The organism is Flavicella sp., assembly GCF_037132785.1.
Classification (GTDB): domain Bacteria; phylum Bacteroidota; class Bacteroidia; order Flavobacteriales; family Flavobacteriaceae; genus Flavicella.
Map to the genome: position 1 here is coordinate 1 of NZ_JBAHZZ010000075.1, position 20,502 is coordinate 20,502.

At 32.0% G+C, this 20,502-nt stretch carries 14 protein-coding genes; 11 read left to right on the forward strand and 3 right to left on the reverse strand.

All coding sequences use genetic code 11. The features are described 5' to 3' along the window. Positions 1–225: 225 nt before the first annotated feature. The 4 genes from uvrA to V5787_RS04960 all read left to right on the forward strand — a co-directional run bounded on the left by uvrA (position 226) and on the right by V5787_RS04960 (position 9,292). Positions 226–3,057, forward strand: coding sequence for an excinuclease ABC subunit UvrA (gene uvrA / locus V5787_RS04945; protein WP_336892158.1), 2,832 nt, complete (start codon positions 226–228; stop codon positions 3,055–3,057). A gap of 91 nt (positions 3,058–3,148) precedes the next feature. Next, complete coding sequence (locus V5787_RS04950) at positions 3,149–3,862, forward strand: TIGR00730 family Rossman fold protein (protein ID WP_336892159.1); 714 nt, start codon at positions 3,149–3,151, stop codon at positions 3,860–3,862. A gap of 13 nt (positions 3,863–3,875) precedes the next feature. Continuing rightward, positions 3,876–6,701, forward strand: a complete 2,826-nt coding sequence (locus tag V5787_RS04955) for a M1 family aminopeptidase (RefSeq protein ID WP_336892160.1) — start codon at positions 3,876–3,878, stop codon at positions 6,699–6,701. Positions 6,702–6,838: 137 nt separating this feature from the next. Further along, positions 6,839–9,292, forward strand: a complete 2,454-nt coding sequence (locus tag V5787_RS04960) for a thiamine pyrophosphate-dependent enzyme (protein ID WP_336892171.1) — start codon at positions 6,839–6,841, stop codon at positions 9,290–9,292. 89 nt (positions 9,293–9,381) lie between these two features. On the opposite strand, the gene V5787_RS04965 is transcribed toward V5787_RS04960, so the two are convergent. Continuing rightward, a complete protein-coding gene (locus V5787_RS04965; protein ID WP_336892161.1) occupies positions 9,382–10,719 on the reverse strand; it encodes a DUF2851 family protein in 1,338 nt (445 codons plus the stop codon). A 323-nt stretch (positions 10,720–11,042) separates the two neighbouring features. Between V5787_RS04965 and V5787_RS04970 the strand changes: the two genes are divergently transcribed. The 3 genes from V5787_RS04970 to V5787_RS04980 all read left to right on the forward strand — a co-directional run bounded on the left by V5787_RS04970 (position 11,043) and on the right by V5787_RS04980 (position 13,848). Beyond that, the gene (locus V5787_RS04970) at positions 11,043–12,521 is read left to right on the forward strand and encodes an aminoacyl-histidine dipeptidase (RefSeq protein WP_336892162.1); all 1,479 of its coding nucleotides are present in this window, start codon (positions 11,043–11,045) and stop codon (positions 12,519–12,521) included. Positions 12,522–12,820: 299 nt separating this feature from the next. Continuing rightward, positions 12,821–13,633, forward strand: coding sequence for an N-acetylmuramic acid 6-phosphate etherase (murQ, locus tag V5787_RS04975; RefSeq protein ID WP_336892163.1), 813 nt, complete (start codon positions 12,821–12,823; stop codon positions 13,631–13,633). Next, a complete protein-coding gene (locus tag V5787_RS04980) occupies positions 13,630–13,848 on the forward strand; it encodes a DUF6095 family protein (protein WP_336892164.1) in 219 nt (72 codons plus the stop codon). The genes murQ and V5787_RS04980 overlap by 4 nt, the downstream gene beginning before the upstream one ends. Positions 13,849–14,112: 264 nt before the next feature. Here V5787_RS04980 and V5787_RS04985 read toward each other — a convergent pair whose 3' ends face one another. Then, the gene (locus tag V5787_RS04985) at positions 14,113–15,063 is read right to left on the reverse strand and encodes an alpha/beta hydrolase (RefSeq protein ID WP_336892165.1); all 951 of its coding nucleotides are present in this window, start codon (positions 15,061–15,063) and stop codon (positions 14,113–14,115) included. A gap of 75 nt (positions 15,064–15,138) precedes the next feature. Beyond that, complete coding sequence (locus tag V5787_RS04990; protein WP_336892166.1) at positions 15,139–16,110, reverse strand: Gfo/Idh/MocA family oxidoreductase; 972 nt, start codon at positions 16,108–16,110, stop codon at positions 15,139–15,141. A gap of 134 nt (positions 16,111–16,244) precedes the next feature. Here V5787_RS04990 and V5787_RS04995 point away from each other — a divergent pair, with 134 nt between their 5' ends. From V5787_RS04995 to V5787_RS05010, 4 genes are all read left to right on the forward strand, one after another. Beyond that, on the forward strand, positions 16,245–16,976 hold the full coding sequence (locus tag V5787_RS04995; RefSeq protein ID WP_336892167.1) for a class I SAM-dependent methyltransferase: 732 nt from the start codon (positions 16,245–16,247) through the stop codon (positions 16,974–16,976). Continuing rightward, positions 16,973–17,674, forward strand: coding sequence for a ZIP family metal transporter (locus V5787_RS05000; protein WP_336892168.1), 702 nt, complete (start codon positions 16,973–16,975; stop codon positions 17,672–17,674). The genes V5787_RS04995 and V5787_RS05000 overlap by 4 nt, the downstream gene beginning before the upstream one ends. A 482-nt stretch (positions 17,675–18,156) precedes the next feature. Further along, a complete protein-coding gene (locus V5787_RS05005) occupies positions 18,157–19,740 on the forward strand; it encodes a peptide chain release factor 3 (protein WP_336892169.1) in 1,584 nt (527 codons plus the stop codon). Between the two features lie 14 nt (positions 19,741–19,754). Continuing rightward, positions 19,755–20,318 (forward strand): hypothetical protein, encoded by a 564-nt coding sequence (locus tag V5787_RS05010; protein WP_336892170.1) that lies wholly within the window; start codon positions 19,755–19,757, stop codon positions 20,316–20,318. The last annotated feature ends 184 nt before the right edge of the window (positions 20,319–20,502 follow it).

The following is a 20,502-nucleotide window of genomic DNA, read 5'->3' on the forward strand; positions in this document are numbered from 1 at the left end:
TAAGTCACAAATGCTATCTGCAAAAGTAGGTGTTATTTGTAGTTTCATGGCTTGAATATACATCTTAATAAGCTAACAAACAATGATTTACACCCTAAGTTTGGGTCTTTGTTTTTGTCATGTACCTTGCAACGGTCTTAAAGTGTGAGTTTGCCCTGCTTACGAATCCCATATCATATTTATTTTCAGCTCTTTTTAAGTATCTTTGCTTTTTTTAAAATCTACATGGAGAACACGCAAGAATACCTAGAAATTTTAGGCGCTAGAGTACACAACCTAAAAAACATTGATGTAAAAATACCAAGAGAAAAACTTGTAGTCATAACAGGCTTAAGCGGTAGTGGAAAATCATCATTGGCATTCGATACGATATATGCAGAAGGCCAGAGAAGGTACATCGAAACTTTTTCTGCGTATGCCCGTCAATTTTTAGGCAGTTTAGAAAGACCTGATGTGGATAAAATAGATGGATTATCTCCTGTAATTTCCATCGAACAAAAAACGACAAACAAAAACCCTCGTTCAACGGTCGGTACCATTACAGAAATTTACGATTTCCTTCGTTTATTGTATGCTAGAGCTGGGGATGCTTATTCCTATAAAACCGAAGAAAAGATGGTGAGCTATACGAATGAGCAAATAATTGAGTTAATTTTGAAACATTACGACTCAAAAAAAACAATCATTTTAGCTCCGGTTATAAAATCTAGAAAAGGGCATTATAGAGATCTTTTTGAGCAAATTTCTAAACAAGGATTTGTAAAGGTTCGTGTTGATGGAGAAATAAGAAATCTTGAAAGAGGAATGCGTTTGGATCGATACAAAACACACGATGTAGAAATTGTAATTGATCGATTGGTTGTAAATAAAGCCAATATTAAAAGACTAGAAGAAAGCATCAAAACAGCTTTGTATGCTGGAGAAAATATTTTAATGGTTATTGAGTATCAAGGTGAAAAACCGAGATATTTTAGTAAAAATTTGATGTGTCCTACTACAGGAATTTCATATCCTAATCCTGAACCAAATTCATTTTCATTTAACTCACCCAAAGGAGCCTGTGAAACCTGCAACGGTTTGGGAGTTATAAAACATACTACCTTTCAAAAACTGGCTCCAGACACTTCCCTTTCTATTGCTGCAGGTGGATTTACTCCGTTAGGAGAACAAAAAAACAGCTGGATTTTCAAACAACTTCAATTAATTGCCGATCGTTTTAAATTCAAACTTACAGATCCTATCAAGAAAATACCTAAAGAGGCTTTAGAAATCATATTAAATGGCGGAAAGGAAAAATTTGAAATTGATTCTAAATCACTCGGAGTAACAAGAAAATATGAAATTGATTTTGAAGGAATCAATGCTTTTATCACAGATCAATACCACAACAGTGAATCTACATCGATTAAAAGATGGGCAAAAGCTTTTATGGAAGAAAGTAAATGTAATAGCTGTCGAGGAAATCGATTGAAAAAAGAATCCTTACATTTTAAGATCTCAGGTAAAAATATTTCAGAATTGGCACAAATGGATATTGTGGAACTCGCCACTTGGTTTGAAAATTTAGAACCTCATCTTAGTAAAAACCAAAAAATTATTGGAGCTGAAATCATCAAAGAAATTAGGACTAGAATTCAATTTTTGTTAGATGTCGGTTTAGAATACCTTACAATCGACAGAACATCAAAGTCTCTTTCCGGAGGGGAAGCTCAACGAATTAGACTAGCAACACAAATAGGATCTCAGCTTGTTGGCGTCTTATATATCTTAGATGAACCTAGTATTGGATTGCACCAAAGAGATAACCAACGTTTGATTAAATCACTTATTAAACTGAGAGATATTGGCAATTCTGTTTTAGTGGTAGAACACGATCAAGACATGATGAAATGTGCAGACTATGTTTTAGATATCGGTCCAGGAGCAGGAAGACACGGAGGTGAAATTGTAAGCAAAGGAACTTTTGAAGAAATGAAAAAAGGAAATACGCTTACTGCAGATTATTTGACAAAAAGAAAACAAATACTAGTCCCAAAAACAAGAAGAAAAGGGAATGGAAAAACATTGATTTTAACTGGAGCAACGGGCAACAACCTAAAAAATGTTTCTATTACCTTACCTCTCGGAAAAATGATTTGCGTTACAGGAGTTTCTGGCAGCGGAAAATCAACACTTATCAACGGAACCTTATATCCTATTTTAAACAAACATATCTATAGAGGAGTTAAAGAACCCATGCCTTACAAATCTATCAAAGGTTTAGAACATATTGATAAAATAATCGATATCGATCAGTCTCCTATCGGAAGAACACCTCGTTCAAATCCTGCTACTTACACTGGTGTTTTTAGCGAAGTCCGAAGTTTATTTGCTAAAACAACTGAATCTATGATTCGTGGTTATAAGGCGGGAAGGTTTTCTTTTAATGTAAAAGGCGGTCGTTGCGAAACGTGTCAAGGTGGTGGATTAAAAATTATTGAAATGAATTTTTTACCGGATGTACATGTAGAATGTGAAACATGTCAAGGGAAACGATTTAACAGGGAAACTTTGGAAATACGTTATAAAGGAAAATCTATTTCTGATGTTTTAAATATGACGATTAATGAAGCTGTTATATTCTTCGAATCTATTCCTAAAATATTTAAAAAAATAAAAACCATCCAACAAGTAGGTTTAGGGTACATTACTCTCGGTCAACAATCGACAACACTATCTGGAGGCGAGGCTCAACGGATTAAACTAGCTTCAGAATTGTCTAAAAAAGACACAGGTAATACTTTTTATATATTAGATGAGCCCACCACAGGTTTACACTTTGAAGATATTAATGTACTTATGAAAGTACTCAATGAATTAACCGACAAGGGCAACACTGTATTAATCATAGAGCACAATATGGATGTTATCAAATTAGCAGACCATATAATTGATGTTGGCCTTGAAGGTGGAAAAAAAGGAGGAACTATTTTATGTAAAGGCACGCCTGAAGAAATCATAAAAAACAAGAAAAGTTATACTGCAAAATTTTTAAGGCAAGAACTCTTGCAATCTTAGCAGAAAAGCTGTATTATGCGCCAAACAATAAGTTGAAATAGTTAAGCTGTTAATTGAATGTGACTCTATGTTCACTTCTCTAAAAAAGTATATGAGTCCAAACGAAGACAGAAAAATAAAAAACCGATTTACTCCAAAAACATGGAATGAAATAAAGACAAATGACTCATGGGCTATTTTTAAAATAATGTCTGAATTTGTCGATGGATATGAACGTTTAAGCAAGATAGGCCCATCCGTTAGTATTTTTGGTTCTGCAAGAACCAAACCTGATCATAAGCACTATATACTTGCTGAAGAAATTGGATACAAACTAACTAAAAATGGATATGGTGTTATCACTGGTGGTGGACCTGGAATTATGGAAGCGGGCAACAAAGGTGCTTGTCGAGGAAATGGCACGTCCGTTGGGTTAAATATTGAACTTCCTTTTGAGCAAAGCGACAATCCTTACATCAGTAAAGGAATGAGTCTAGATTTCGACTATTTCTTTGTTCGGAAAGTTATGTTTGTCAAATACTCTCAAGGCTTTATTGTAATGCCAGGTGGTTTTGGAACACTCGATGAATTATTCGAAGCTATTACTTTAATTCAAACTGAAAAAATTGGTCGTTTCCCAATTATTTTAGTGGGAACAAATTTCTGGTCGGGTATTATCGATTGGATCAAAAAAGTACTACTTGAAGAAAATGAAACTATTAACGAAGAAGATTTAAAATTATTTAGAATTGTAGATTCGGCAGATGAAGTTATTCAGCATCTAAATAACTTCTATTCTAAATACAGTCTAAAACCAAACTTTTAAAACAGAAATAACTGTGAGAAAAATAGGTTTGTTTTTTGTTTTTTTATCAGTTTTCACTTCTGTTGGGTACACTCAGAATTCCAAGATAACAATCAAAGCAATACTGCTTCCAGATGTAGATCAAATGGCTATTCAACAAAAAATCAATTATGTAAACAAAAGCGGTACTACTTTACAAAATATAGTTCTCCATAATTGGCCAAATAGTTTTAAAAACAAAAAGACTCTCCTTGCAAAAAGGATGTTAGAAAACTTTAAAAAATCTCTCTATTTTTCGGACTCTATTGAAAGAGGTAATTCAGATATTCGACGTGTATCTGTTAATTTTTCGCCTGTAAAATATCAAAAATATAAAGGATTCGAAGATATACTTGAGGTATTATTAAAGCAACCTCTTCTACCCCTAGACTCCTTAACAATTACCATAAATTATAAAATTAAATTTCCGAGTAATAAATTTACGGGCTATGGAAAAAACAGCTTAAACGACTATATCTTAAGATATTGGTATTTGGTTCCGGCTGTCTGTGAAAAAGGAGATTGGAAAGCCTACAGTAATTTAGATATTGACCATATGTATATGAATGTAATTGACTACGACCTTAATGTACACGTGCCAATAACTTACCATATTAACACAGACTTATACAGCTCAAAAAGCTACTCAAAAAACTTTGCGATTTATCACCTCACAGGAAAAAACAGGGTCGATATTCAACTAAACATTACTCGAGAAAAAAGCTATCCTTCCTATAAAACGGATCATATTGTAGTTGTCTCTAATATTGACGACAAAACCCTACCTCATATTCTAAAAAAAACGGTGATTAACCGTGAAATTAAATTTATTGAAAAATACCTAGGTAAATTTCCTCATAACAAACTACTCATTGACAAAGAAACAGCTTATAAAAACAGAGCTTATGCTCTTGATATTCCCAAATTCTTAAGTGGTTTTTCTGATGTTTTTCAATGGGATATCGAATTTTTCAAAGCCCTAAGTAAAAAGATGGTGGAAGAAATGGTTATTGTCAATAAAAATGAAGATTATTGGCTTCCTGAAGGAATTCAAGTGTATCTATTAATGAAATATTGTGAGGAATTTTATCCTGAAACGAAAATATTAGGCAATCTTTCAAACATCTGGGGATTAAAAACATTTAACATAACGCAGTTGAAATTCAATGACAAATACCCTTTTATATATCAATTTAGTGCTCGAGAAAACCTAGACCAATCTCTTATGACTCGTGTAGATTCCTTATCTAATTTTAACAGAAAAATAATCAGTAGCTACAAAGCAGGTCTAGGACTTCGTTATCTCGAAAATTTTTTAGAAGATACTACGTTCCAAAAAAGCTTAAAACAATATATCAAAGAATACAAATTTAAAACGAACTCTACACACTTATTCCAAGAGATAATTACTTCAAATACCACAAAAAACATCTCTTGGTTCTTTGGTGATTATCTAAATACTATAAAAAAAATTGACTATACAATTAAAAAAGTAAAAGTAAAAGGAGATTCGGTTTATATAACAATCAAAAACACAAGAAACATCACAGCTCCGGTCGCTCTTTATGGGATCAAAGACAAAAAAATAATATGGAAACAATGGATAACAGATGTCGATTCCACAAAAACCGTAAAGGTAGCAAAGGGAAATTTCGACAAGATTTCTATTAATTATGAAAAATTATATCCCGAACTCAATCAAAGAAATAATTGGAAAAATGTAAAATCTAAATTATTTGAAAGACCACTTCAACTAAAATTCATTAAAGACATTGACGACCCATATTATACTCAAATATTTTTCAAACCTAGAATTGGATACAATTATTATGATGGCATGGTTTTAGGAATCCAATTTCATAATAAAACTTTTTTAGCGAAATACTTTGAGTATAATATCATTCCTACTTATAGTTTTAAAAGTAATAATATATCAGGTGGATTTTCATTTAATTACAATCACTATCCTGAAGATCGCAATATTTACAAACTTTCATTTGGAATAAACGGAAGTAGTTTCAATTATGACAGAGACTATACGTACACAACATTCAAACCAAGTGCAACCATATATTTCAATCGTAAATCATTACGTACGGCAGGTCGTAATTTCTTAAAAATTAAATATCATAATATTAATAAAAAAATTCCACTTGGAGTTGAACCGTCAAATGAAGACAAATACAACTTAGTAAAAATAACTTATAACTACTCTAAACCCGAGTTACTCAATGATTTTAGATTTTCAACCAGTGCAGAATTAGGTTCCTTGTTTCATAAAATATCAACCGATTTCAGATATAGAAAACTCACAAAATCTAACAGACAATTAGATTTCAGATGGTACACAGGAGTTTTTCTTGAGAATAGTACCGATGATGATGCTGATTATTTTAGTTTTGGGTTAAGTAAACCTCAAGATTATTTGTTTGAGCACAACATGTATGGTCGCCAAGAAGATGCAGGGTTTTTATACCAACAATACATTATTGCAGAGGGAGGATTTAAATCTTTTTTTAAAGACTCTAATCAGAAGTATGCAAATCAATGGATGTCAACCATTAACACAAGTTTTAGTATCTGGAATTGGGCAGAGATCTATAATGATATAGGTGCTCTAAAAAGTAAAAACAAATCTATTTTTTTCGCTTACGAATCAGGAATTAGATTATGTTTTATGCATGAAATTTTCGAATTATACCTACCTGTATACTCAAACAATGGTTGGGAAATGAATCAAAATTATTCAGAAAAAATTCGATTTACTTTTATTCTTGAGCCTTTAAAAATATTTAATTCAATGAGGAGAGGATTTTTATAAAAACTCATTTACAACTCTTTTAGGATCACCCTCCCATAAATAAACGCCTTTTAAGTACTCATTTCCAAAGGATAACCTTCTTTTTAATTTTGACATAAAAACAGTATCTTTGCTAACCAAATAAAGCTATTTGTATGATGTCTACCGCAACTGAAACCTTACAACAAAACTTATCTTTCCAACAATTTAAAGAAGAAATTCTTAACGATTATTATATAGTTATGTTGAGTAGAGAATGTAGTTTAGCTGGAAGAAAAGAAGTTCTTACAGGTAAAGCTAAATTCGGAATTTTTGGAGATGGTAAAGAACTACCTCAAATAGCAATGGCAAAAGCCTTTAAAAAAGGAGACTGGAGATCGGGTTATTATCGAGATCAAACATTTATGATGGCTATCGGTAAATTTACACCAAAACAGTTTTTTGCAGGTTTATATGCTCATGCCGATATTAATAAAGAACCTTATTCTGCTGGTAGGCAGATGGGCGGACATTTTTCTTCACATATTATTGACGAAAATGGCGATTGGAAAGACCAAACTAAACAATACAACATTAGTTCTGATGTATCTAGTACGGCTGCACAAATGCCTAGGCTGGTAGGTTTAGCATATGCTTCTAAGTTATATAGAAATGTGAAAAGTTTACAAACAGGATATTCTAAATTTTCAGATAAAGGAAATGAAATTGGTTGGGGGACTATTGGTAACGCCAGTACAAGCGAGGGTCATTTCTTTGAAGCAATTAACGCTTCTGGAGTACTTCAAATCCCTATGATTACTAGTGTTTGGGATGACGAATATGGAATTTCAGTACACGCTAAATACCAAACAACAAAAGAAAACATCTCAGAAGTATTAAAAGGATTTCAAAGGGATAAAAAAAACAAAGGACTAGAAATATTACGTGTAAATGGTTGGGATTATGTAAAATTGATAGACACCTATAACAGAGCAGCTAACATCTCTAGAAGTGAACACGTACCCGTATTAATTCATGTTCAAGAATTGACACAACCTCAAGGACATTCTTCATCAGGTTCTCATGAAAGATATAAAACCAATGAGCGTTTACAATGGGAAAGGGACTTTGATTGTAATAAGAAGTTTAAAAATTGGATTCAAGAGTTTGAATTAGAAACTCCTGAAGGGGATCTTCTTAAACTTATAGATAACGACGAAGAACTAAAAGCCATTGAAGTACGGGCAAAGAAAGAAGTTATTCAAGCAAAAAAAGAAGCTCGGGCAGATTTCTTAGCTCCATTGATCAAAGAACAACAAGAATTAATTAAGTTACTTGATGCGGTTTCAATAGTGAGTAGCAATAAAAATTTCATTATTAAAATGAGAAATGAATTGGCTATAACAAAAGAACCGACTAGAAAAGAAATATACTCAACTGCCAGAAAAGCAACTCAGTTTCTAAGATTAGAAAACTCAGAAGAAAAGAAAACTCTACAGGATTGGCTAGTAAAAAACAAAAAAATTACTCAAGATATATACAGTACAAAATTGTACAACGACTTGGGAAATGGAGTCAGTACCATAGATGAAATTCTTCCTACATATGAAAAAGATATTCATGAGGTAGATGCTAGAATTATCATTCGTGATAATTTTGATGCCTTATTAAAAAAACACCCTGATTTATTTCTTTTTGGAGAAGACTCTGGTAAAATTGGAGATGTAAATCAAGGTCTTGAAAGTCTTCAGGACAAATTCGGAGAAGATCGTGTTACGGATACAGGAATTAGAGAGTCAACCATTATAGGTCAAGGTATCGGAATGGCATTACGAGGTTTAAGACCTATTGCAGAAATTCAATATCTTGATTATTTAATCTATACAATCCAAACATTAAGTGATGATTTGGCTTGTTTAAGATATAGATCTTTTGGAAAACAAAAGGCTCCATTAATTATCAGAACAAGAGGGCATAGATTAGAAGGTATTTGGCATTCAGGTTCACCAATGTCCATGATTCTCGGATCGTTAAAAGGTATCCACTTATTGGTACCCAGAAATATGACTAAGGCTGCTGGATTTTACAATACATTATTGAAATGTGATGAACCCGCAATCGTTATTGAAAATTTAAACGGCTATCGATTAAAAGAAAACTTACCAAATAATTTAGGAGAATACACCACTCCTATTGGTTATACTGAAACGATAAAAGAAGGAACCGATATTACCATTGTTTCTTATGGTTCTACATTGAGAATCGTAGAAGAAACAGCTATAGATTTACTACAAGCTGGAATTAATATTGAAATTATTGATGTGCAAAGTTTAATGCCCTTTGATATCAATCATGATATTTGTAAAAGTGTTCAAAAAACGAATCGATTATTAATTGTGGATGAAGATGTACCCGGAGGAGCATCTGCTTATATTCTTCAAAAAGTTTTAGATGAGCAAAATGCTTATAATTATTTGGATAGTAAACCTACGGCTTTGAGCGCAAAAGAACACCGACCTGCTTATGGAAGTGATGGTGATTATTTTTCAAAACCGTCTAAAGAAGATATATTTGAGGCTGCATATAAAATTATGCACGAAGTTAAACCTACGGAATTTCCAGAATTATACTAATCCATTTAGCAAAAAAACGATAATTCCTTAAGACATTATTTCTTTTCTTCAATGAATAACTGTCTGTTTAAAAAAAACACACAACACATTTACAACTGTTTTTTTTTTAAAATCTGAAGACCTATTGTACAATCCAAGCATCTTTTAGGCTTACAATATGATGATTGTAACTCCAACAAGCCTTGCGAATCAAATGCAGATTTAACTTGAATACCTAGCTTATCATACTTATCAAGTACTGAATTACTTTCTGGTTTGATCGATCTGATAAGAGATTCCAAATCACTTGTGACTGTTTTATTATGGTATTTCTGATAAGTATACTTAAGAGGAATTATTACATTTAAAACAATGAGGTCTGTAAAACTATTAGAAGTTCCTTTAACTCTCTTCTCTGATTCTTTTCCAAATACATAGTGATTCTCCCAATAGACAGAAGCTTTAAGTGAAAATAATTGATGCATTTTATGTATATCATTCATTTTTATAATTTTTGAAAATATATTCTGATGGTTTTCATATAAGTTCGATAATTGAGAAATTCTAAGAGTTGGGAAATTACTAGGTCTTAACCTGAAAAACTGAAATTGACCTTTAAACATAGGGGTTAAATTAAATTTATTTTGTAAATACACATACTCCTTTTTCATAGTAATATAAGTTATGTCCTCAAAAGAATCATTAAAAAACCCAGCTTGCCCCATCAACAACACCTCTATTAAGCCTTTTTTTTGTTGACATTTTCTTAAAACAGAAAAATCGAATGATTTAGCCAAGTCTAAAAATGTCTCACCATTTAATTTCATCCCAAAACTTTTTGAAAGCAATTGAAATAAAACGGCCTCCCAATCATTATTAGTCTGCTTAAGCAAATGTAAAATCTTTTGTGCCTTTTTTTCTAAACGCTCAAAATACAATCGATTCAACCATGCCTCAAGAATAAAGGGATCTATTTCTCCTATTGTATCTTCACATAAAATCCATTTTTGTTTCGCTGAAAACAACTTATAATAAGACTCTAAGACCGATAAATTTACATAATCGACTAATTGAATGGTTGGGATTTCCTTTTGATTTGAATAAAACACAGGTACATCATACTCCCAAACAACATGAAGAATAACAGAGTCATAATTAGGATCTATTTCATGATGATGCGCATACCAGTCAGATGATTTTAAGTGCATCTCAATATTCCCTGCCCATTGTAAGCCTTCAATTTCAATCAATCCATTGAAAAAATCTGGACCCGATGCTTTATTATGTTGTCCTGCTTTCAACAGTCTTATTTTTTTATGCCTTACTGTTTTTAATTGATCCACTTGAAAAAGTTTAAATTTCCATATATAGTGTAAAAAATCTTCTTTTAAAGAAGTTTTAGATAACATTCGCAGCTTGTCTATTTGATCTGATTTATAACTTTTCATCTATTTTTCTTTATAAGTTAGCCAATTTCTAAACGAATTACAATTAACCACTTACATAGAACAATAGATATTAAATATTAATTTGAATCTTTTAATGTAGAATTTACAATATGAATCCACTATTTTTACAGACCATTAAACGATACATATGAATATTTCAGAAAGTTTACAATGGTGTTACGCTACCAAGAAATTTGATTATAAGTTTTCTTTATGCTCTGAACAAATTCATATATTAGAAGAATCTTTTAATTTAACTACTACCTCATTTGGCTTGTAACCGATTGAAAATATAATCCTTAAATTGTAATTCCTATTTTGATATGCATAAAACAATAAGACAAACAGAACCCACACAACTTTGGAATCATTTCATCGATCTAAATGCAATTCCTAGACCTTCTAAAAAAGAAGAACGTATCGTAGAGTTTATGGTACAATTCGGTAAAAATCTTGATTTAGAAACAAAAGTTGATGCGATACAAAATGTACTTATAAAGAAACCAGCAACAGTAGGCTTTGAAAACCGAAAAACAGTAGTCCTACAATCTCACCTAGATATGGTACATCAAAAAAATGATGCTACTGAATTTGATTTTGAAACCGAAGGAATTCAAATGGAAATAAAACAAGGTTGGATTCATGCCAAAGGCACTACACTTGGTGCTGATAACGGAATTGGAGTTGCAGCGATCATGAGTATTCTTTCTTCTACAACAATAGAACATCCTGCAATAGAAGCTTTGTTTACAATCGATGAAGAAACTGGTATGACTGGAGCTATGGAGCTTCAACCAGGGTTTTTATCAGGTGACATATTATTGAATTTAGACACCGAAGATGATGATGAAATTTCAATTGGCTGTGCTGGAGGAATAGATATAACAAGCCGTACTAACTATAAAGAAACTCTTGTCAAACCCAATAGCCAAGCATTTAAAATAACTGTAAATAGATTGAACGGCGGACATTCTGGAATGGATATTCACAAAGGTTTTGGAAATACTAATAAAATATTAAATCGAATATTAGTACACCTAAACAAGCAGCTAGAATTTTCTTTGGTTTCTTTTAATGCTGGTAATCTAAGAAATGCAATTCCTAGAGAGGGTTCAGCAGATATAACAATTAAAAAAACCGACAACTTAAATTTAGAAAAAGGAATAACTATTATTTCTTCCCTTTTAAAACAAGAGTTTAAAGTTCAGGAACCTAATTTAAATATTAGTGTTGTAAAAATTAATACTCCTGATAAATCCATGAATTTTGAATTTCAGCAGACTTTCTTAAAAAGTATTTCGGCCGTTCACAACGGAGTTTTTTCTATGAATTCCAAAATCCCAGAATTAGTAGAAACTTCTAATAACTTAGCAAAAATACTTGTTAAGAATGGCTCCTTAGAAATTGCCTGTCTTACTCGTTCTTTTTCTGTATCAGGAAAAATCGACCTGGTTAATTCCATTAGAAGTGTTTTTGAATTGGCCAATTTCGATGTCAGTATTTCTGGTGATTATCCTGGATGGGAACCTAACCCCAATACAGAAATATGTGACTTATTAGACAAAACCTATCAAGAATTATTTAACGAAAAGCCAAATATCATGGCTTGTCATGCAGGATTGGAATGTGGAATTTTAGGAACTCACTACCCAAAAATGGAAATGATCTCTTTTGGACCTACTATTAGAGGAGCACATTCTCCAGATGAGAAAGTAAATATCCAATCGACTCAAAAGTTTTGGAAATATTTTTTAGAAATCTTAAAAAGAATTCCTTTAAAACAAAAAAAATCCAGACTTTAATCAGTCTGAATTTAGAGTACACCTACCTTTACTGTGATAATTTATTAGATCTCAGCCGAAATTAGTAAAGTATCGAAAAAACAGGGAGTATTATTCTATTTCACTTAAGAGATCACTCAACCTATTGAAAAATAAATCCTCAAAAAAATCATCAATGAAAAGCAAAAGACTAGAAGCAACGTGGGATTAAGAATACTTGTTAAAAATAGTAAATTTGAAAGTATGATTCTGCCCTGATATCTTATAGAATATTTTGAATATAACAATTTTTCTTTTAGTACTTTTGAAAAAAAGACATATTGAATTTTTCAAAAACTACAGAACAGAGCTCTCTTTATAATAATTTAGAGCAAATGTCTGCATCAGAATTGCTGACACATATAAATAACGAAGATAAAAAAGTTGCAATAGCGGTTGAAAAGGCAACTCCTCAAATTCTTGCATTAGTAGAACAAATTGTTCCTAAACTAAAACAAGGTGGTCGTGTTTTTTATATGGGAGCTGGCACAAGTGGTCGTTTAGGAATATTGGATGCTTCAGAATGTCCTCCTACCTTTGGAGTTCCTCACGAGTTAATTGTAGGACTAATTGCGGGTGGAGATACAGCAATTAGAAAAGCTGTTGAAGATGCAGAAGACAATACAGAGCAAGGTTGGCTAGATCTTCAAAAGCACAATGTCAGCCCTAAAGATATAGTCATCGGAATTGCTGCTTCTGGTACAACACCATATGTTTTAGGTGCATTAAAAAAAGCAAACAAAGCTAATATTATCACAGGTTCTATCACCATGAATGAAAACAGCCCCTTACATTTGATTGCAAAATACCCAATCGTAACAGTTGTTGGTCCTGAGTTTGTAACTGGTAGTTCTAGAATGAAAGCGGGTACAGCTCAAAAACTGATTTTAAATATGATTAGCACTTCCTCTATGATTTTGTTAGGTAAAGTCAAAGGGAACAAAATGATAGACATGAAACTCTCTAATTCTAAATTAGTAGATCGTGCAAATCGAATGGTCGTAGATACAATTCATGTTTCTAAAGAAGAAGCGACTAGCCTGTTAAAAAAACATGGAAATGTACGTAATGTTTTAGAAAATTATAAAAAATGAGCACTGATCAAAATATTTTAAAAAAAGGCTTAAAATTTATATTTGGAGCCATTCCTCTAATTATTTTTGCCCCTGTAACCATAAACATCGGTTTTTCTGCAATCAAAAAAGATGACAACTATATTTTTATTATCATTGGTTTTATTGCGGCAATCACTGCTATTGGACTTGTAATGAACGGAATTAGGATTGTACTGAAAGCTCTTTTTAACTAAGCATTTACTGCGTTTTTTGATGGTTATTGAATTAGCTCAAAAGTATCACCTACAAACCTGTTCCCTATTGACAAATACTATAACCAATACTCGCATAACTTAAGTTCAGCCGTGATAAAAAATGGAAGTAACATACTTTTTATTTCTTTAAAAATTTAGAATATTTTTTATTCATATTCAGATAAGTAATAAAAGTTGAGCATAGCACCGTTACAATTTTGTTTTTATGTAAAATATGAATAAAAAAGAAACAAATTTAATGCGTCATTTAAATGTTAAAGCGCTACAGGTCTTCTTCTCTAACCAATTAAACATTTCTAAAAATGCTGTTTCTCTTACTGTCCTAGCAGATAAAAACACGTCATGTAACGCATTTTCAATAGCTATTATAGTTACATCGTCTCCCAAAACGGATCCTATATTTTTCATGTCCTCAATATTTAAAACAGTATCAGAGACTTTTACTTCATCACTGTTTTTTTTTAGTAGAAATGATTTTTTGGAATGAAGCAACAAAACAGGAACTTGGATGTCAGATTTTCTCAAACTTCTCTGAGCATCAACTATTGCAACAAACCACTTAAAATAAATGGGATACCCTTGAATGGGCTTCCAATCCAAATTAAAATCCCATTCACCGTTATAGTCCTTATGTAAACTTGATGCATAAATAGCTGACAATCCATTGCTAACATTCCCATTTGGGAATATAAAAGCCAAGGGTTTCACTATATAATACAATAATTTAGTAAAAAACTTGGGTTGAGCTAAATCAAAAAATGGTGAATTTAAAATCAAACCTGCTATTGAATTCTTCAATTCTCCAGTGTTCATATAACAAGATCCGATCAATCCTCCTGTAGAATGCCCTAATAGATAAATCTTTGTACAGCTTTGTTTTATTATATTTATAGCTGCTGTAATTTCTTCAAAGTACTCTTCTATATTAGAGCAATAATTTGGTTTTTGATGTGCTAATAAAGACCTTCCGTATCTCCTTAAATCCAAAGCAAAAAAATCAAATTCATTCTTATGAAATTCCTGTGCTACATGAGGGTGAAAAAAATAATCAATAAACCCGTGTATATACAATACGCACTTTTTATTTGATTTATTTAATTTAGAATCAATTAATACCGCATGCAGGTTTACATCACTTTTACTGAACAATTCTATTTTTTTGAAGTTAAAATATTTTTCCAATATTAAATCCATACTCAATTATTTAATTTTCTCTTAAACTGACAACTTTTATTTGTCCAAGGGACTAAATACATATAGATGCGTCTTTTATTTTTTATTCAAAATTTCATCCATTATCCAAGTAGTATGAACTGCTGTTTCACCTGTTGAAGGGTGAGACACACCTTCTAATAATTGCTTTTCTATATTCTCCACATGATGCAACTGAATCGGGTCGGGGTTTTCTATAAATAAAGATTCTCTTTCCCCTTTTTTTTCTAAAACAATTGGTTCATCATTAAAAACAGCAAATCTAATAATTCCGTTGCTCCCCATAATTTCTACTTTATCCTGTTGGATATCCGCTCCAAAATTCCAACTTCCAGAACCCGTTACTCCTGAACCATGTACCCAGTTTCCTACAACTGCATCCATAGCGGTGTACAAGCCTTGTTGATTTTTTGAAATACCATTTGCCTCTGTCACGTCTCCCAATAAAAAAACAAACAAATCTAGTGCATGACTAGCCAAATCGTCAAAATATCCTCCGTAAGCTATCTTTTTATCTGTTCGCCAGTAGTAATCCATAGACGTATCCTGTAGACTGGCCGTTCGAGTATATACATAATTAACATACCGTACTTCTCCTATTTTATTTTGATCTAGCCATTCTTTTATTTTTAAAAATCGTGGTAATGACCTACGATAATAAGCTACAAACAAAGGTAGCCCCTTCTCTTCAAAGACTTTTTCTATGGAAATACATTCCTCGTAGCTTGGAGCCATTGGTTTCTCAATACAACATGGTTTTCCTGCTGCAGCAACTTTTAAAGCATATAAAGCATGGGAATCAGGTGGTGTTGCAATATAAACAGCGTCTACATCTGGGTCATTTATCAAATCATCAGCATTACTATAAAATTTGGGTACTTTATGTCTTTTCGCATAATTCTCCGCTTTTTCAATATCCCTTCTCATAACCGCATGCAACTCAAAATTGGCAGCTTCCTGATAAGCTGGTCCACTTTTACGCTCTGTAACTGAACCACAGCCAATAATTCCCCATTTATAATTTTTCATTTATCTTATTTTTTTATAAAAATAAAAAAACATTTTAAGCCAACAAATATCCTAGGACTATTTACAATTAAATCTTCCAAAAACATTTTACGCTACTTGGCTATTAATTACTATTTTTGTGACAAATTTTACGAATGTCCTCAAAGAAAGATTGGTTTACCGATTGGTTTAATACCAAATACTATCATATTTTATATCAGCACCGGGATGACTATGAAGCACAGATCTTTATGAATAATCTTATAAAATATTTAAAATTACCTAAAAGAAGCTCTATTTTAGATTTGGCTTGTGGTAAGGGTAGACATTCTATTTATTTAAATTCTTTAGGATATCGTGTTACAGGTGCAGACTTGTCTATCAATAGTATCAGGCACGCAAACAACTCGAAAAACGAACGATTAGATTTTATAGTGCAGGATATGCGCTTACCTTTTCCTGTAAAAGTAGATGCCGTGTTTAATTTATTTACAAGCTTTGGTTATTTCTCAGATGACATAGAAGACATTCGTGTCATAGAAAACATAAAAATGGCATTGAACGATAAAGGTATTGCTGTAATTGACTATCTGAATATAATAAAAACAGTAAACAGCTTAGTACCCCGTGAAACTATCATTTTGGACGATATTGAGTTTCATATTAGCAAAGAAGTAAAAAATGATTTTATCATCAAAAAAATAGAATTTACAATTGAAGGGAAATACCATAGTTACTTTGAAAGAGTCAAATGCCTTACATTAACTCGATTCGAAAACATAATTGAAAGTGCAGGTTTACGTATCAAAAATACTTTTGGTGATTATAATTTACATGCTTACAACGAAGACAATTCGAATAGATTAATTTTAATTATAGGAGTATGATATACAGTTTATTAATCTTATCTGTACTAATAGGAGCTGTTTTAGTAACTGTTTTCAAACCTCAACAAACCTCTGTACGGTTGTTGCTTTCCTTTAGTGGCGCCTATTTATTAGCTATTACCATTTTGCATTTATTACCCGAAGTATTCGGTTCTGCACATACAAACCACTCTAACAATTCACTGAGTTCAAATACAATAGGTGCTTTTATATTATTGGGAGTTTTAATACAATCTATTTTAGAGTCTTTTTCTAAAGGAGCTGAACACGGACACATCCACAATCACTCTCACTCAGCAGAATTCCCTTGGTTGTTGTTTGTAAGTTTGAGTATACACGCATTATCAGAAGGAATTCCAATTGGTTACCAAGAAGATACAGAATTATTATGGGCAATAGTTGTACATAAAATTCCTATTAGTATCGTTTTGGCTACTTTTTTACTAAATTCAAAACTTCCAAAAGTTTACAGCTATGCCTTTTTACTTCTTTTTTCTTTGATGAGCCCAATAGGATTATTGGCTTCAGAAAAATTTGAATTTTTCATTCATTATCACAAAGAAATTACGAGTGTTACAATTGGTATCTTTTTACATATTTCTACCATTATATTATTTGAAAGTTCTAAAGACCATAAGTTCAACTATTCAAAATTTATCGCAATTTTATTAGGAATGGGAGTTGCCTTTTTAGGTTAAAAATCACTCCTATCCAAAATAAATTCATTACAAACAAAACCTAGTCATTTCATTAACTTTATTGTGTGTTTTTTTTGTGATTTTTTTTACCCCCCCTTGTATTGTTCTATCTGGCGGTTTTCCTTTCTTCAGGAATGGCTCATCTAGCCTTTTTATAATTCAATTCCCACAAAGATAATAAACTAAAAAAACAGATAATCTACAGGTTAAAAGTCAAAATTGAAATCTAAAACTGAAAAGAGCATTATGCAACGGTCTTAGTATGTGTTTGCCCTGTGAGAGTAGCGGATTTTATTGTATCACCTAAAGATAATTTGAGACGCAAAATAATCACTCTCTTTTTTGTCTTTTTATAATCGTTTAGAGCAGGATTGCTATTCTACTTATTTTTATAATTAATTATTTTAGGAACAAATTCTAAAATGTATCTTTGCATTCCGAAAACAACTTTAGTTTGTTTTCATAAAACACAATATTTAAGCATGTCATTTTTAGAAGAAATACAACGTAGACGTACCTTTGGTATTATATCCCATCCTGATGCAGGAAAAACAACACTTACCGAAAAATTATTATTGTTTGGAGGTGCTATTCAAGAAGCAGGAGCTGTAAAAAACAATAAAATAAAAAAAGGAGCTACTTCCGATTTTATGGAAATTGAACGTCAACGTGGAATTTCTGTGGCTACTTCAGTGTTGGCATTTATTTACCGAGATAAAAAAATAAATATTCTAGATACTCCTGGACACAAGGATTTTGCTGAAGATACTTTTAGAACTCTGACTGCGGTTGATAGTGTAATTGTAGTTATTGATGTAGCTAAAGGTGTGGAAACCCAAACTGAAAAACTAGTTGAAGTTTGTAGAATGCGAAAAACTCCGATAATTGTATTTATCAATAAATTGGACAGAGAAGGTAAAGATGCTTTTGACTTATTGGATGAAGTAGAACAAAAATTAGGACTAAAAGTAACTCCAATGAGTTTCCCTATCGGGATGGGTTATGACTTTAAAGGAATCTATAATATATACGAAAAAAAATTAAATCTTTTTTCTAACGATCAAAAAACAACAGTTGCAGAAGGTATTGAATTTACGGATATCAACAGTCCTAAATTGGATAAAATCATAGGAAACGCTTCAGCAGAAACCTTAAGAGAAGATATTGAAATGGCGGTGGGTGTTTATCCTAAATTCGATCAAAAGGCTTATTTAAAAGGAGATCTGCAACCCGTATTTTTTGGTTCTGCTTTAAACAACTTTGGTGTAAAAGAATTGTTAGACTGTTTTGTAGACATTGCTCCTACACCTCAGCCTAAAATGAGTGATACAAGAATGATTGACTCTAAAGAAGAGAAACTAACTGGCTTTGTATTTAAAATACATGCGAATATGGATCCAAAGCACAGAGATCGATTGGCTTTTCTTAAAATCGTTTCAGGAACATTCAAAAGAAATCATCCATATTTACACGTAAGAAATAATAAAAAAGTAAAATTTTCTAGTCCAAATACCTTCTTTGCAGAGAAAAAAGAAATTGTAGACACTTCTTACCCTGGGGACATTGTAGGCTTACACGATACAGGAAGTTTTAAAATTGGTGATACCCTGACAGAAGGAGAACAAATCAACTTTAAAGGAATTCCAAGTTTTTCTCCAGAACATTTTCGCTATGTAAACAATGCAGATCCTTTAAAATCAAAACAGCTATACAAAGGGCTAGATCAATTGATGGATGAAGGAGTTGCTCAGTTATTTACTTTAGAGTTAAATGGCCGAAAAGTTATCGGTACCGTAGGTGCACTTCAGTATGAAGTTATTCAATACCGACTAGAACATGAATATGGAGCTAAGTGTACTTATGAAAACTTACCGATGCACAAAGTTTGTTGGGTAGAACCTTCTCAAAACAATGAAGAGTTTAAAGAATTTAAAAGAATAAAACAACGCTACCTCGCCAAAGACAAACGTGGGCAACTCGTCTTTTTAGCTGACTCTGCATTTACAATTCAGATGACACAGGACAAGTACCCAACTGTTAAATTACATTTTACTAGCGAATTTTAATTAAAGGTACTCGTTTGAAAAAGATTCCTGTTTTTTTATGCCTACTTCTAAGCTTTTTCATAAAAGCTCAGGACGAGCATAAAAATATTAAATCCCTTTCTGGTTACGAAATTGAAAACTCTATCAAATTAAATTACATACCCGTTGACATTCAATTGGGAGAAATTCCAATGGGAATATTAGGAGTGCATTATGATTTTAGTTTGAATAAAAATTTCTACGCCGGAGTTGGAATATTTACTGCTGTCAAAGGAGATCAAGGTGGATTATTTACCCTTGGAGCAGAAGTAGGATTTCAACAAAAAATTTATAGAAACCTCTATTTTGACACTGACTTTCACTTTGGTGGTGGCAGTGGATACCGATACCTAGTAAAAGATGGTGCATTTGTAAACTATAATATCGGACTTAAGTACAAAATCAAAAAAATAGCATTTGGACTGCAATACAGTTACTTTAACTTTTACAATGGTCATATTAAAAGCAAAAGTTTTTCTGGTTTTGTAAGTATTCCAACAAAACTGTTATTTACAGACTATGAAAATGCCAACAATAAATATAAGATCGTTGCAAGGTAAATAAAGACCGTTGCAAGGTACATGACAAAAACAAAGACCCAAACTTAGGATATAAATCATTGTTTGTTAGCTTATTAAGATGTATATTCAAGCCATGAAACTACAAATAACACCTACTTTTGCAGATAGCATTTGTGATTTACGCACAAGAAAGATAAAAGCTACATTTTTTAGTCAAATAAAT

Bases quoted from the DNA above. Each gene is read 5' to 3' on its own strand.
- V5787_RS04960 (WP_336892171.1), top strand. From the start codon at position 6,839: ATGTCTACCGCAACTGAAACCTTACAACAAAACTTATCTTTCCAACAA.
- V5787_RS04995 (WP_336892167.1), top strand. From the start codon at position 16,245: ATGTCCTCAAAGAAAGATTGGTTTACCGATTGGTTTAATACCAAATAC.
- V5787_RS04985 (WP_336892165.1), bottom strand. From the start codon at position 15,063: ATGGATTTAATATTGGAAAAATATTTTAACTTCAAAAAAATAGAATTG.
- V5787_RS04990 (WP_336892166.1), bottom strand. From the start codon at position 16,110: ATGAAAAATTATAAATGGGGAATTATTGGCTGTGGTTCAGTTACAGAG.
- V5787_RS05000 (WP_336892168.1), top strand. From the start codon at position 16,973: ATGATATACAGTTTATTAATCTTATCTGTACTAATAGGAGCTGTTTTA.
- uvrA (WP_336892158.1), top strand. From the start codon at position 226: ATGGAGAACACGCAAGAATACCTAGAAATTTTAGGCGCTAGAGTACAC.
- V5787_RS04965 (WP_336892161.1), bottom strand. From the start codon at position 10,719: ATGAAAAGTTATAAATCAGATCAAATAGACAAGCTGCGAATGTTATCT.
- V5787_RS05005 (WP_336892169.1), top strand. From the start codon at position 18,157: ATGTCATTTTTAGAAGAAATACAACGTAGACGTACCTTTGGTATTATA.
- V5787_RS04950 (WP_336892159.1), top strand. From the start codon at position 3,149: ATGAGTCCAAACGAAGACAGAAAAATAAAAAACCGATTTACTCCAAAA.
- V5787_RS04970 (WP_336892162.1), top strand. From the start codon at position 11,043: ATGCATAAAACAATAAGACAAACAGAACCCACACAACTTTGGAATCAT.
- V5787_RS04980 (WP_336892164.1), top strand. From the start codon at position 13,630: ATGAGCACTGATCAAAATATTTTAAAAAAAGGCTTAAAATTTATATTT.